Annotated in this window: 17 protein-coding genes and 1 pseudogene; 10 read left to right on the top strand and 8 right to left on the bottom strand. The window is 60.8% G+C overall.

Annotation, left to right across the window (positions count from 1 at the left end; genetic code table 11):
• The 3 genes from BN2503_RS13820 to tnpA form a co-directional block, all read right to left on the bottom strand.
• On the bottom strand, window positions 1–500 hold a 500-nt coding region (locus BN2503_RS13820), incomplete at its 3' end, for an IS66 family transposase zinc-finger binding domain-containing protein (protein ID WP_199445259.1).
• An 82-nt stretch (window positions 501–582) separates the two neighbouring features.
• Window positions 583–915 (bottom strand): IS66 family insertion sequence element accessory protein TnpB, encoded by a 333-nt coding sequence (gene tnpB / locus BN2503_RS13815; RefSeq protein WP_054257239.1) that lies wholly within the window; start codon window positions 913–915, stop codon window positions 583–585.
• A 7-nt stretch (window positions 916–922) separates the two neighbouring features.
• Entirely contained in the window at window positions 923–1,351 is a 429-nt protein-coding gene (gene tnpA / locus BN2503_RS13810) for an IS66-like element accessory protein TnpA (RefSeq protein WP_054257245.1), read from the bottom strand.
• On the opposite strand from tnpA, the gene BN2503_RS21015 reads away from it, so the two are divergent.
• Together BN2503_RS21015 and BN2503_RS21010 are read left to right on the top strand one after the other, a co-directional pair.
• A complete protein-coding gene (locus BN2503_RS21015) occupies window positions 1,304–1,870 on the top strand; it encodes a helix-turn-helix transcriptional regulator (protein WP_233495082.1) in 567 nt (188 codons plus the stop codon). The genes tnpA and BN2503_RS21015 overlap by 48 nt on opposite strands.
• 67 nt (window positions 1,871–1,937) lie before the next feature.
• Window positions 1,938–2,150 (top strand): WCX domain-containing protein, encoded by a 213-nt coding sequence (locus BN2503_RS21010; protein WP_074930280.1) that lies wholly within the window; start codon window positions 1,938–1,940, stop codon window positions 2,148–2,150.
• Window positions 2,151–2,284: 134 nt separating this feature from the next.
• On the opposite strand, the gene BN2503_RS13805 is transcribed toward BN2503_RS21010, so the two are convergent.
• On the bottom strand, window positions 2,285–2,617 hold the full coding sequence (locus tag BN2503_RS13805) for a helix-turn-helix domain-containing protein (protein WP_054257238.1): 333 nt from the start codon (window positions 2,615–2,617) through the stop codon (window positions 2,285–2,287).
• Between the two features lie 13 nt (window positions 2,618–2,630).
• Window positions 2,631–3,974 (bottom strand): type II toxin-antitoxin system HipA family toxin, encoded by a 1,344-nt coding sequence (locus BN2503_RS13800; RefSeq protein WP_054257237.1) that lies wholly within the window; start codon window positions 3,972–3,974, stop codon window positions 2,631–2,633.
• Between the two features lie 342 nt (window positions 3,975–4,316).
• Between BN2503_RS13800 and BN2503_RS13795 the strand changes: the two genes are divergently transcribed.
• Window positions 4,317–4,706 (top strand): type II toxin-antitoxin system RelE/ParE family toxin, encoded by a 390-nt coding sequence (locus tag BN2503_RS13795; RefSeq protein WP_054257236.1) that lies wholly within the window; start codon window positions 4,317–4,319, stop codon window positions 4,704–4,706.
• Window positions 4,687–5,043, top strand: a complete 357-nt coding sequence (locus BN2503_RS13790) for a helix-turn-helix domain-containing protein (protein ID WP_082366607.1) — start codon at window positions 4,687–4,689, stop codon at window positions 5,041–5,043. Before BN2503_RS13795 ends, BN2503_RS13790 begins: the two co-directional genes overlap by 20 nt.
• Window positions 5,044–5,278: 235 nt before the next feature.
• On the opposite strand, the pseudogene BN2503_RS21005 reads toward BN2503_RS13790, so the two are convergent.
• A pseudogene (locus BN2503_RS21005) lies at window positions 5,279–5,599 on the bottom strand (hypothetical protein); the annotation flags it as partial.
• Window positions 5,600–5,619: 20 nt separating this feature from the next.
• Between BN2503_RS21005 and BN2503_RS19495 the strand changes: the two are divergent.
• The gene (locus tag BN2503_RS19495; protein WP_199445258.1) at window positions 5,620–6,111 is read left to right on the top strand and encodes a DUF6088 family protein; all 492 of its coding nucleotides are present in this window, start codon (window positions 5,620–5,622) and stop codon (window positions 6,109–6,111) included.
• A gap of 41 nt (window positions 6,112–6,152) precedes the next feature.
• Here the strand turns inward: BN2503_RS19495 and BN2503_RS13785 are convergent, their stop codons facing one another.
• The gene (locus BN2503_RS13785) at window positions 6,153–6,524 is read right to left on the bottom strand and encodes a helix-turn-helix domain-containing protein (RefSeq protein ID WP_054257234.1); all 372 of its coding nucleotides are present in this window, start codon (window positions 6,522–6,524) and stop codon (window positions 6,153–6,155) included.
• An 18-nt stretch (window positions 6,525–6,542) separates the two neighbouring features.
• Complete coding sequence (locus BN2503_RS13780) at window positions 6,543–6,845, bottom strand: type II toxin-antitoxin system HigB family toxin (RefSeq protein ID WP_054257233.1); 303 nt, start codon at window positions 6,843–6,845, stop codon at window positions 6,543–6,545.
• Window positions 6,846–7,203: 358 nt separating this feature from the next.
• Between BN2503_RS13780 and BN2503_RS13775 the strand changes: the two genes are divergently transcribed.
• The 5 genes from BN2503_RS13775 (at window position 7,204) to BN2503_RS13755 (ending at window position 11,560) form a co-directional block, all read left to right on the top strand.
• The gene (locus BN2503_RS13775) at window positions 7,204–7,575 is read left to right on the top strand and encodes a type II toxin-antitoxin system RelE/ParE family toxin (RefSeq protein WP_054257232.1); all 372 of its coding nucleotides are present in this window, start codon (window positions 7,204–7,206) and stop codon (window positions 7,573–7,575) included.
• Entirely contained in the window at window positions 7,572–7,889 is a 318-nt protein-coding gene (locus BN2503_RS13770; protein WP_054257231.1) for a helix-turn-helix domain-containing protein, read from the top strand. The genes BN2503_RS13775 and BN2503_RS13770 overlap by 4 nt, the downstream gene beginning before the upstream one ends.
• A 405-nt stretch (window positions 7,890–8,294) precedes the next feature.
• The gene (locus BN2503_RS13765) at window positions 8,295–8,654 is read left to right on the top strand and encodes a hypothetical protein (RefSeq protein ID WP_139235442.1); all 360 of its coding nucleotides are present in this window, start codon (window positions 8,295–8,297) and stop codon (window positions 8,652–8,654) included.
• Between the two features lie 4 nt (window positions 8,655–8,658).
• Window positions 8,659–9,204, top strand: coding sequence for a hypothetical protein (locus tag BN2503_RS13760; protein WP_054257229.1), 546 nt, complete (start codon window positions 8,659–8,661; stop codon window positions 9,202–9,204).
• Window positions 9,197–11,560, top strand: coding sequence for a TOTE conflict system archaeo-eukaryotic primase domain-containing protein (locus BN2503_RS13755; RefSeq protein ID WP_054257228.1), 2,364 nt, complete (start codon window positions 9,197–9,199; stop codon window positions 11,558–11,560). The genes BN2503_RS13760 and BN2503_RS13755 overlap by 8 nt, the downstream gene beginning before the upstream one ends.
• The last annotated feature ends 13 nt before the right edge of the window (window positions 11,561–11,573 follow it).

The raw sequence follows: 11,573 nt of genomic DNA, 5'->3' as shown, positions 1-11,573 counted from the left end.
ACCGGTGCCTGGGTGATGGTCTGGCACTTCGCGCACGCCCACTTGCCACGGATGTGGCGCTCCACGGTGAAGACGCCCGGCACGTAGTCCAGCTTCTCGGCCACGTCCTCGCCGATGCGCTTCAATTGGCAGCCACAACCGGGCGTGCTGCAGATGGTGGATTGGGGTTCGTGGTGGATCTCGCGCCTGGGCAGTTTCGCCGGCAGCGGCGTGCGCTTGGGCTGCTGTTTGTCGGTGGCAGGTTGAGCCGGTCGCAACTGCTCGATCTCCTGGTGGACGGCAGCCAGATCGCTGTCGAGTTCTTCTTCCAGCAGGCTTCTCTGATCGGCGCTGTGCCGCTCGGATTGGGCGGCGAACTTCAGCCGCTTGAGCAGCGCGCACTCATAGGTGAGCTTCTCGTTGAGCGCGCGCTGGTGACGCAGCTCGACCAGCAGGCGCTGGGTCACTTCACGCAGTTGCTCTGCGTTCAGTTCACCTAGGGCTTGCTCGTCGATCACCATGACTGGCAGTGTGTCCGCTCACCCTGGGTCCAGCCATTGACGCATCTCCCGATTGCCACGGCCACGCCCTTACGCCGACGATTCAGACCACGGTGATGGCACCTTGCGATCCCACACGCAGCCAGGGCAGGCCCAGCACCAGGGCGTTGAGCTGGGCGTGTTCCAACGCCACGTTCGGGCTGCCCGCAGGTGCCCAGACAAACTTGCCCTGGTGCAGCCGGCGCGCGGCCAGCCACAGCCCCACGCCGTCGTGCACCAGGACCTTCAGGCGGTTGGCTCTCTGGTTGGCAAAGACGTAGGCATGGTGCGGCTGGGCCGCGCCGAAGGTGGCGATCACCCGCGCCAGGGCGGTGTCGGTGCCTGCGCGCATGTCCAGCGGTGCGGTGGCCAGCCAGGCCACGTCAATCCTGATCATGTGCGGATCACCGCATTAATTCGCGCAGCATCTGGGCACACTCGGTCGCAGCGGATAAGGGCCAGTGCACGGTCACGGACATGCCGGGGCGCTGGCATTCGATGCGGATGCCGTCCGCTGGCGCTGGCAAGGACGCGGATGGTTGCTCACCAGCAGATGCCGGCGGTACTGCGCTCAGGTCGATGGGGATAAAGGCCGGGGGGAGGGAAGCAACGACCGCAGTGCTGACGCCAACTTCAAGACGGTGAAGTCCCTGCGCCCATTCCTTGAGCCAGCGGTGTAGCACGTTGGCGTTCATGCCATGTTGCAGGGCCACCGCCGCGACCGATGCGCCTGGCTGTCGGCAGGCAGCCACCAGCTCGGCCTTGAACTGCGGGGTGTAGGTGCGGTGCGTACGCCGCTGCGCATAGCGCGGGGTCTGAGGGTCTTTGAGCATCGTGTCCACGCCAATGTTGCGTGCACACGATCTTGCTCAGCCTCAACATCTCATTCAAGATGGGTTCGCCAGCCGCTTACTTTGTTTGGTGCTCAGGTTCAGATCAAGGCTGCTTTGCTTCATGCGGTGAGACGATGCCACGGCCTGCTGACACCTACCAAACAGCGGGGGAGGTTTTGCAGGATTTCCCTAGGTCCGGATAGCAGTGCGCGCCTGGAGCGTGAGTGGCCAGGCAAGGTACGTGTCGTGGCTACCAGCCAGCCGCTGTTGCCGCCAAAGATTGTTCCCGGCGTATTCGAAATTGTCAGTGAGTCGTTGTACAGCAACCGCTGGCTTCATCTCGACTACCGGAATTCGGGAGGGAAGCGAGGCAAGGTGGAAGTTATGCCACTGGGCTTGGCCCAGCAGGGGCCACGCCTCTATCTCGTTTGCCGATACCGTGGCTATGACAACGAGCGAAGCTTGGCGCTGCACCGAATCTTGTCAGCCGAGATGTCGACGCTGACGTTCGACAGATAGGCCCAAAGAATTTGACCTCAAGAAGTATGACGACGATGGGCGTTTCGGCTTCGGCGAGGGCGAAAAAGTGCAATTGACGTTCCGCATCGAACGTAATGCTGGCTTTCATTTGCTGGAATCCCCACTGTCGAGCGATCAACAAGTGGTCGAACTCAATGACGGGCGGCTGGAAATCACGGCATCAGTAATCGACAGCTCCATGCTCGAATGGTGGCTGCGGGGGTTTGAGGATGCGATTGAAGTTGTACGGCGGTGTTCCATTGTCACGGTAAAGCCGTAACGAAGGATATTTGATTGATTGAAGGTGCATGGGGCCTTCTCGGCCCAGAATTTCTTCCGAATACGCGACGAACTCGAAAGTAATCCCCCCGCCAATCCAGTGCGCTGAGAAGTAGCGCTCCTCACAGGAGAATCTCAGGCTTCATGCGCGGACTCGGGGGCCGACACGGCACGAAACTCGTCGTCGTGCGACACGCGGACTACCCCGAGCTTGAGCCCCAGAACGCCGAAGACCCGGTTCATTGTCTGGACCGTTCCCTCGCTTTTCTCGCGCTCAATGTCTTGCAGCGTGCGAAACGATATTCCCGCCAACTGAGCCAGTTCTGCAGTGGTGAGATGCATCGTCTTCTTCAGATGGCGCACGGCCTGTGCCAGGCTCCATTGAGGATTCGCCAGCACGTCGCTGATAGCCTTCTTGCGCAGTTCCAGCTGCTGAGGCAGGGTCAAGGTTGCGTATCGCTTGTCCATGTCGGCGTCCAGTTCAGTTCAGCGCGGTCAATCGCTGGGCTTGCGCCTCGATTCCGAGCCTGAGGTGAGCGTGCACCGCCGATTCCAAGCCGAAGTCAGTGCCGTGGGCTGCAATCTTTCTCAGAGGCTCAGCCATCGAGCGCAAACCTTCAACCAATGCCGGTCGGCACACCTCGCGCAACGCTTTTTTCTGCGCAGAAGGCATCCGCCTCTCATCCCTCAGGGTCTGCGCCATCTCACACACCTTGTCGATGACCCTGTTCCAGTCCGGAGCGCCGCTGTCATTGCCCTCCCATCGGATGCGACGGGCGATTCCATCAGGGTGGAGGTACATCGGCGCGAAGTCGTAGAGAGGTGTCAGGCGGATACCGCCACTGAAGTCGCGCTGGACTGCGGTGTTTCGTGCGTGGTTGTCTTTATTCCCCAGAGCCAGGTTGGCCACATCCCGCTTGATGTACTCAAGCACTTCTGCAAGGGGGTGGGTGCATTGCCGCAGCAGATGTCGGCACACTTCGTCGTGGCTGGGCACCGCATCGAAGCCAGGGTTGCCCGTCAACGTCGCAATACTCTCTTGTCCCAGGCGAAGAACACCCCCGCCCGTCACTTGGCGGTCGAACCGGGGGATGAAAAGCGCCCGCTTGAGCAGTACGAGGTCTGCATGCACGCGAAGCCCCAGCATTCGAGCCAACGCCATATAAGGGGCTTCATGCCGCAGAATGGACGCAAGAGCCTCGTTGCTGCCCCGCCCGAACTTGACGATGTAGTGCTCCCGCGCCCGCGCATCAGGAAGCGTGTGGTCCAGGTACAGCAGCCCATCCTCTGCTCTCGTGAGCAAAATCTTGGGCCACTCGCCCTGTACCCCAGAAGAGCCGGCCACGAACAGGCCGTGCGAGGCCAGGAACTCAGCGAAGTCGTCTCCCCGTTCGGCCACCTCATCGTCCGTGAAGCCCCGTAGCGGACCCGCATTCGCGGCTAGCCAGCTCGCGGCCTCCTTCACGCGCAGGTTTCCTACCGAGTTGCCCGCGCCCGCGAGCAGCAGCCGCCAGTCCACGCTCTCCCCTGCCGTTACAGATAGCCCCAGTCTGCGCAGAAGCTCTTCTCGCCCAAAGCCCTGCGGCAACATATCGATAAGGAAAACGGGCCAGTGCGGATGCTCGAACGCTTGGAGCCCCACTGGGAAACGACAGGCAAAGGCATGAGCGTCTCGCGCTCCGCCGTGCTCGATGGCCCACTCCACCGAGTAGCCGGTATACGTCTTGCTGCGCCAGCCTTGTGCTTCAGGGCCCAGCAGGCTTACGCTGCCCACATCGCACCAAGCGCCGTTGGCGAACAGCTGAAGGGTGCAGCTCGCATTCATTTACACAGAATTTTATCGCTATTGAAGCTGAAATACGTTGTATATGTGATAAATAAATGTGCAAGTGCAGAAACCAGATGCACTTGACCACAGTAGTAGCGATAGCGTTTGCCTTTGCGCGACGAAGATTCGATGCAGCTGAACGCCCGTCCGTCATGCCAAAACAATCGCCCTGCCAGAGGGAAGTCCAGAAGATCGCGGCCTTGATTGGGCGTCCCTGTGCGACGCGCCCGTTGCGTCATCCTCCATGAACAGCATCATTCCAGATCATGGGAGTAGCAGTCAGCAAAGGGTCAAAACATGGATTTGACTCCATATGGTATTAAAAACATAATTGCTCGCATGACTTGGACCGTTCTCTTTCATGACGCCTTTGACACGGAGTTCAGCGACCTGAAAGAAGATCTGCAGGACGAACTGCTGGCGCACGCCCGGTTGTTGGCCGAATTCGGTTCGAACCTGGGACGCCCCACGGTCGATACGCTCAAAGGGTCGCGCCACACCAATATGAAGGAGTTGCGCTTCTCGTGGAACGGTCAGGTCTGGCGGGTGGCATTCGCATTTGATCCCCAACGACAGGCCATCCTGCTGGTTGGGGGCGACAAAGGCGGCGCCGATCAGCGCAGGTTTTACAAACGCTTGATCCAAGTCGCCGATGAGCGCTACGACGAACACGTGGGTAGTTTGGCCCAGCAGAGCAAGGAGAACCATCATGGCAAGAAAACTCGATGACGTCATGGCTGCGCTGCCCAAAGCACGCCAGCAGCGGGTGGAAGCGCGCGCCATGGAACTGGCCACCCTCAAAGATCTGCGCCTGGCAGCTCAGCAAACGCAGGAGCAACTGGCCACCACGCTGGGCGTGGGTCAGGACACCATTTCTCGCCTGGAAAAGCGTAGCGACATGCTGCTGTCTACCCTGCGCCACTACGTGGAAAGCATGGGCGGCAAGCTGGAGCTCGTGGCCCAGTTTCCCAACCGACCGCCAGTGGTGATCGAGCATCTCGGCGTGGATGCAGGCCCAGATCACAAGCCGGCTGGCGCTGGTCGCCGGGCTCGCGCAACGGCTTGAATTTCGGGGCTTGCGGACGGTTTTCGACAAGCGACGGACGGTGATTCATATTCGGAATTGCCTCCGCTATCCAAAAAAAATCAACCGTTCTCGGTTGGTTTTTTTTGCCCGTTCCCCCAGTGTTGGCACGGTTTCCGGCCTTGGTCTCTTGAGCACGCCCTCCCGAAGGGGTATTTCCAGGTGCGCGTTCCGCCGTTTTTCTCTCTCTGTTCTCTGCCGCGCGCATACATACGTACCAGTCGACCATCAATCGGTTGCGCTGGAACCACATCAAGGTCAACCGGCGCGGCTGCCTGCCCGCCATGAATTGCTCGATGATGTCAGGGGTCAATAGGGTTAGGCGCAGCAGTTCGTTGACCACAGAGTGGTGGAGTTTTTCGGCGCGAGCGATGGCGGCGCTGCTTTGCATCGCACCGGTGTCCAGCAGGTGTTGCCAGTAGAAGGCGCGCGCCATGCCTTCCACCAAGGTCGAGTCGTGCGCCTGCCGGTGGTCGGACGCTTTTTTCTCACGAAAGTAATTCGGCTCGGTCTTGCTGCCTTCGCCGGTTTGGCGCACGCCCACCGTCAACCGATGCTGTGATCAAGGCTATTGAGTCAACCAGCAGTGAGGTAATCGTTGCCAACGGTGCCGCCGAGGCCAACGCGCTCGGTTTGACCTCCCAGGTGCCCATTCGTGAAGTGTTTCTGACGTCGGGGCGCTCCCGCGAATTACAGCTCGGCAACCGATCTGTCGAACTCAAGCATGGCCATCGGTGGCAGCTTGTCCTTGGGAAACGTCCGGCCGGAATGGCGATCCGTGCCTTGTACTCGCTGGGCCCTGAGCAGGCAGAGACGGCACTGGAAATATTGAAGACCAAACTGCCGCTGGTGGAATGGGCTGCTATGCGTGCGGCACGAGCCGTTTTACCCGGCTGGATGGCGCGCGCGGTGACGGAGGCCGGTGAATCACTAACCAATGCGGTGGAGACGGCTGCCGCACAGACACCTGCCAGCTGTCATCAGGTCGTGCTTGATGACGTGCAGTCACGGGGTAGTGCATCTTCTTCTCCTCAGCAGATGACCCCATGACAACGCTGTTCACCGTGGAAGCCAAGCACAGTGCTTGATGATCACCCTGCGGCCGTTTCCGCAATCAGCACATCGGCCGGGATGCCCAGGCTCTTGTGCAGTCGTCGGATCATGGCCAGCGTCAGCGGGCGCTTGCGGCTGAGGACTTCGTAGACGCGGTTGCTTTTGCCGATGATCGGCTCAAGATCTTTGACGGACAGACCGCTCTGATCCATCCGGAATTTGATGGCTTCCACCGGATCAGGCGCGGTGATGGGCACGTGCTTGGCCTCGTAGGCTTGCACCAGCGTGGCCAGGATATCCAGGCGATCACCCTCCGGCGTGCCCGGATCAGGGTCGGATTCCATCAAGGCCGAAATCTCTTTGAGCGTGGCCTTGTAGTCTGCTTCGGTGTGGATGGGGCGGATGTCCATGTTTTCCTCCGTGGCCGGTCAGGCCATTTCAACGGTTTCTGCGTCGACGGCCTCGTACTCCTTGTGGGTGCCGACGAACTTCACGTAGACGATCTGCAACTTGTATGCAATCGCCACGATCAGCCGGTAGTCATTGCCTTTGATGTTGAAGACCACGCGACGGTTCTTCAGCACACTGGCGCTGCGGTACTGCGCCTTGATGTCGGCGGGATGGCTCCAACTCGCATTCGTTGCTTCCTCATACCAAGCTTTCAGCGGCTGCTCAGCGTCGGGATGGCGCTCCCAGAAGGCTCGAAGGGTGGACACGGCAATCACTCGCATTGGGTGCAGTTTAGTCCCATTTTGGGACTATGGCAACCCTGCGCCGACCCAACCGTGGGTTTTCACGATGCCAAACGGTCATCTGGTACAGGTGGGCACCCTCAAGAACAATGCTTTGCTAACGGACGTCATATACGGGCGCGGGTTCGGTTCCGTGTTCCGCCACCAAATTGAAGGGCTCGGATAATCTCCGGGCCCTTTTTCTTGCCTGAAATCCCCGCGCCGCGCGGGGTTCCGGCCACCTGTGCTGCGGGTGGCCACGCCGTCTGCAGGAAGTCTCGAAGGGTGATGTCCGCTGGGCAGAGTGCCGGAAGAGGCGGGTAGACATACTATGCCACTAGGTGGCACAATAAACCCAATGACGCGAGTGTTCAAAACCCGCCACTTCCAGCGATGGATGCGCAAGACGGAGCTCACCGATGCCGTCCTGTGCAAGGCCGTTCAGGAGATGGCAGCTGGCCTGATCGACGCTGACCTCGGCGGCAGCGTGGTGAAGAAACGCGTCGGGTTGGCCGGGCGCGGCAAACGTGGCGGCGTGCGCACGCTGGTCGCCACCAACAAGGGCAACTGCTGGTTCTTCGTGTTCGGCTTCGAGAAGAACGAGCGCGCGAACGTCAGCGACGAGGAACTCGAAGGCTTGCAGACCATCGCTGCCGACCTGCTGGCTCGAACAGGCCCGCAACTGGATGAAGCCGTTGCCGACGGCGCTTTGCAGGAGATTTGCAAATGACCACCAAGACCAAGAGCCGCATCCTCGAAGCCGTTCACGAAACGGCCGGCGATCTGCATCGCCTGGGATTCATCGACAAGCGCAAGATGCAGAAATACGACGCGCTGTGCCTGGAGCCGGTGCAGGACTACGACGCCACGAAGGTCAAGGCGCTGCGCGAGCGACTGCATCTGAGTCAGGCCGTGCTGGCCAGCGTGCTGAACACCAGCACGTCCACTGTCCGTAAGTGGGAGGTGGGTGACAAGCGTCCCAGCGGGCCGTCGCAGAAGCTGCTGGACATCCTCGAGCGCAAGGGGCTGGAGGCCGTTCTTTGAGGCAACCCCGCCCATTGCCGCTCACGCCCGCTGTATGGCTATTCAAGTGACAGAGACGGAATTGAACTGGTCAGCCATCCGCCACCCACCATACACAAGGGCTCGGAAAATCTCCGGGCCCTTTTTCTTGCCTGAAATCCCCTCACCACGCGGGGTTCCGGCCACCTGTGCTGCGGGCGGCCTGCTGCCGAAACGCCTGAAATCGGCCACTTTCTCGGCCAGAGCCGTCTCTGTTCTCCGTTGGGCCTGCGGGTAAGCGCAGATGCAGTTTTATATAAATCAACAACTTACGGTCGGCGGTTCATCGTCAACCAAGGCAACCGGTCAAGTATCAAACCCCATCACGACCTCCCACTGGGTGGCCCATTCGGTCGGCTTCGGGCAAGCAGGACCCTTGCAGCGAAAATGTCGACGATGACCAACAGGAAGAAAATCACCGACGATCTGCAGTCTGCGCTGTCTGGACAAAGCCCACTGAGCATCGATCTGTACGTTGAAGTGTTGGCCGACTACGAGGACGAGCTCAAGGCCTCGCTCGACAAGGACGCCGGTGACGCCTTGCTGTGTATGCTGGCCGACGACGGTGACGTGGCGATGATGGTGATCGACTGGGACGGCAGCATCTACCGGAATGAAAACGCGTTGAAGAAGTTGGAGGCGATGTGGCGGCACAGCTTTGACGCCAACGTACAGACCCTCGTGCCCATCCTCAGTGACCACATCAGCCAGAAAAACCTGGGGGTGGCAGGCATCGACGAGGAATAAGCAGATGGCCACGAAGAAATGTGCGCCCACCTGGAGCGACGTTAAAACCAAGCTGGTTGATGTCGATCGCGCCGGTCTGCTGGGTTTGGTGCAAGACCTGTACGCCGCCAGTAAAGACAACCAGGCATTCCTGCACGCCCGCTTCGGACTCGGCGAAGATGTGCTCAAGCCCTACAAGGCCGCCATCGACCGCTGGCTCTGGCCCGACGTGTTCAAGAACCAGGATACCTCGGTAGCCAAGGCGAAAAAGGCTATTTCGGATTACAAGAAAGCTGTCGGGCAACCCGACGGACTTGCGGAACTGATGGTGTTTTACTGTGAGCGTGCAGCCGGGTTCAGCAACGACATTGGCCTGCTGGACGAGGGGTACTTCGACGCACTGGTGCGAATGTTCGAACAGGCCTTGAAGGCGATTGCCGCATTACCCGATGCGGCGCGATCCACGCTCTGGGGACGTCTGTGCGTGGTTCGAAACATCAGCCACAACTTTGGTTACGGCGTAGGCGACGATATGGATGAGTTGCTTTCCGAGTACGGGGTCGATGACTGAGCGGACCGATCTCTCAACTTTGCAGGCCGAAAACGCCCGCCTGATCGCGCTTCTTGAATCCCACGGCATTGAGTGGCGTGCGCCGCAATCAGCTATCGTCGTGGCGAGGGAGCCGGAACCGTCCCGGCGGCTTTCCACTGCCGAAAAGGTGGCGCTGTTCCGCCGTCTGTTTCGAGGCCGCACCGATGTCTATCCAGTTCGATGGGAAGGCAAGACCTCAGGCAAGTCGGGCTACGCACCAGCCTGCGCCAATGAGTGGCGCGCCGGTATCTGCGAAAAGCCGCGCATCAAATGCGGCGATTGCAGCAATCGCCTGCTGATCCCACTGTCCGATGCGGTGATCTACGACCATCTGGCCGGCGAGCACACAGTAGGCGTCTATCCGCTGCTGGAGGATGACACCTGCTATTTTTTGGCTGTCGACTTCGATGAGGCCGACTGGCGCGACGACGCGCTAGCGTTCATGCAGTCCTGCGAAGAGCTGGGTGTTCCGGCTGCGCTGGAAATCTCGCGGTCCGGCAATGGCGCGCATGCATGGGTGTTTTTCGCCAGCCGGGTTTCAGCGCGTGATGCCCGCCGCTTGGGCACGGCGGTCATCAGTCATACCTGTTCGCGCACCAGGCAACTGAAGCTGGAGTCCTACGACAGGCTGTTCCCAAACCAAGACACGATGCCCAAAGGCGGCTTCGGCAACCTGATCGCCTTGCCGCTGCAGAAGTGGCCTCGCGAAAGTGGCTGCAGCGTCTTCGTGGATGCCGATCTGCGACCGTACCCTGATCAATGGGCGTTCCTCGCGTCCATCCAGCCGATGGCCGCGCACGATATCGAGCCGACCCTCCTCCGGGCCACTGGTGGCGTCCATCCGCTGGACGTCACCTTCATCGACGACGAGGACCTGGCCACGCCCTGGAAGCGCGAGAACACATCGGCCAAGAAACTGGCCGGTCCGATGCCGAAGTCACTGACCGTCACGCTGGCCAATTTGATCTATTTCGAGAAGGCCGAGTTGCCGCAGGCTCTGGCCAACCGGCTGATACGGCTGGCGGCGTTCCAGAACCCTGAGTTCTACAAGGCCCAGGCGATGCGGATGTCGGTGTGGGACAAGCCGCGTGTCATTGGATGCGCCGAGAGCTATCCCCAGCACATCGCTCTGCCGCGCGGTTGCCTGGATGCCGCGCTGTCCTTGCTGCGAGAGAACGGCATTGCCTGTGACCTGCGAGACGAACGCTTCGGCGGCCAGCCGCTGGACGTGTCTTTCGTCGGCAGTCTGCGCCTCGATCAGGAAGCCGCTGTTGCAGGACTGCTCACCCACGATGCTGGCGTCCTCTGCGCGCCAACTGCCTTCGGCAAGACGGTCACCGCCGCCGCGATGATCGCCCGGCGGGGCGTCAACACCCTGGTGCTGGTGCATCGCACGGAGTTGCTCAAGCAATGGCAGGAGCGCCTGCAAGCCTTTCTAGGGGTCGCCAAGGGCGTGGTCGGCACCATCGGCGGCGGCAAGGCCAAACCGACTGGAAAGATCGACATCGCCGTGATGCAGTCCCTGTCCCGCCAGGGTGAGGTGAACCCGCTGGTCGAGGGCTATGGGCAGGTGATCGTCGACGAGTGCCACCACGTCGGCGCAGTCTCCTTCGACGCGATCCTCAAGCGGACCAAGGCGAAATACGTGCTGGGCCTGACCGCGACACCGATTCGCCGCGACGGGCAGCAGCCAATCATCTTCATGCAGTGCGGACCGATCCGATACACGGCCGTCAAGCCAGCCGGGGCACCGCGCGATCTGGAAGTGCTGCCTCGTTCACGCTTCGGCCGGATCGACGTGCCGACCGATGCTGGCATTCAGGACGTCTTCCGGTGCCTCGCCAACGATTCGGCCAGAACAGCTGCCATTGCCGCCGAGGTGCGCGATGCCGTCGCGCAGGGACGCAAGGTACTGGTCCTGACAGAACGCACAGAACACCTCGATGCCATCAAGACGGAACTCGACAGCCTGCAACCGGCCCCGTTCGTCTTGCACGGAAGAATGTCCAGGAAGCAACGAGCGACGCTGGTCGCGGACCTGGATGCACTACCGCCCGACGCGCCGCGCGTCCTTTTGTCCACCGGCAAGCTGGTTGGCGAGGGATTCGATCACCCGCCGCTCGACACCCTGGTCCTCGCGATGCCGGTGTCTTGGAAGGGCACGTTGCAGCAGTACGCCGGGCGCCTGCACCGCGAGCACGCCAGCAAGACTGACGTGCGGATCATCGACTTCGTCGACACCGGCCATCCGGCGCTGCTGCGGATGTGGGACAAGCGCCAGCGTGGCTACCGGGCGATGGGGTACAGGGTGGGTTCTGATGTGCCTGAGGAATGAAGACAAATTCTCC

It is taken from the genome of Paenacidovorax caeni, from assembly GCF_001298675.1.
Lineage (GTDB): Bacteria > Pseudomonadota > Gammaproteobacteria > Burkholderiales > Burkholderiaceae_C > Paenacidovorax > Paenacidovorax caeni.
This window is presented reverse-complemented; position numbering and strand designations above follow the sequence as displayed.

Excerpts from the sequence above, each read along its gene's own strand:
- BN2503_RS13805 (WP_054257238.1), bottom strand. The coding sequence starts at position 2,617 with ATGGACAAGCGATACGCAACCTTGACCCTGCCTCAGCAGCTGGAACTG.
- BN2503_RS13795 (WP_054257236.1), top strand. The coding sequence starts at position 4,317 with ATGACTTGGACCGTTCTCTTTCATGACGCCTTTGACACGGAGTTCAGC.
- BN2503_RS13765 (WP_139235442.1), top strand. The coding sequence starts at position 8,295 with ATGTCGACGATGACCAACAGGAAGAAAATCACCGACGATCTGCAGTCT.
- BN2503_RS13790 (WP_082366607.1), top strand. The coding sequence starts at position 4,687 with ATGGCAAGAAAACTCGATGACGTCATGGCTGCGCTGCCCAAAGCACGC.
- BN2503_RS13760 (WP_054257229.1), top strand. The coding sequence starts at position 8,659 with ATGGCCACGAAGAAATGTGCGCCCACCTGGAGCGACGTTAAAACCAAG.
- BN2503_RS13780 (WP_054257233.1), bottom strand. The coding sequence starts at position 6,845 with ATGCGAGTGATTGCCGTGTCCACCCTTCGAGCCTTCTGGGAGCGCCAT.
- BN2503_RS13770 (WP_054257231.1), top strand. The coding sequence starts at position 7,572 with ATGACCACCAAGACCAAGAGCCGCATCCTCGAAGCCGTTCACGAAACG.
- BN2503_RS13775 (WP_054257232.1), top strand. The coding sequence starts at position 7,204 with ATGACGCGAGTGTTCAAAACCCGCCACTTCCAGCGATGGATGCGCAAG.
- tnpA (WP_054257245.1), bottom strand. The coding sequence starts at position 1,351 with ATGCTCAAAGACCCTCAGACCCCGCGCTATGCGCAGCGGCGTACGCAC.
- BN2503_RS13800 (WP_054257237.1), bottom strand. The coding sequence starts at position 3,974 with ATGAATGCGAGCTGCACCCTTCAGCTGTTCGCCAACGGCGCTTGGTGC.
- BN2503_RS13755 (WP_054257228.1), top strand. The coding sequence starts at position 9,197 with ATGACTGAGCGGACCGATCTCTCAACTTTGCAGGCCGAAAACGCCCGC.
- tnpB (WP_054257239.1), bottom strand. The coding sequence starts at position 915 with ATGATCAGGATTGACGTGGCCTGGCTGGCCACCGCACCGCTGGACATG.
- BN2503_RS13785 (WP_054257234.1), bottom strand. The coding sequence starts at position 6,524 with ATGGACATCCGCCCCATCCACACCGAAGCAGACTACAAGGCCACGCTC.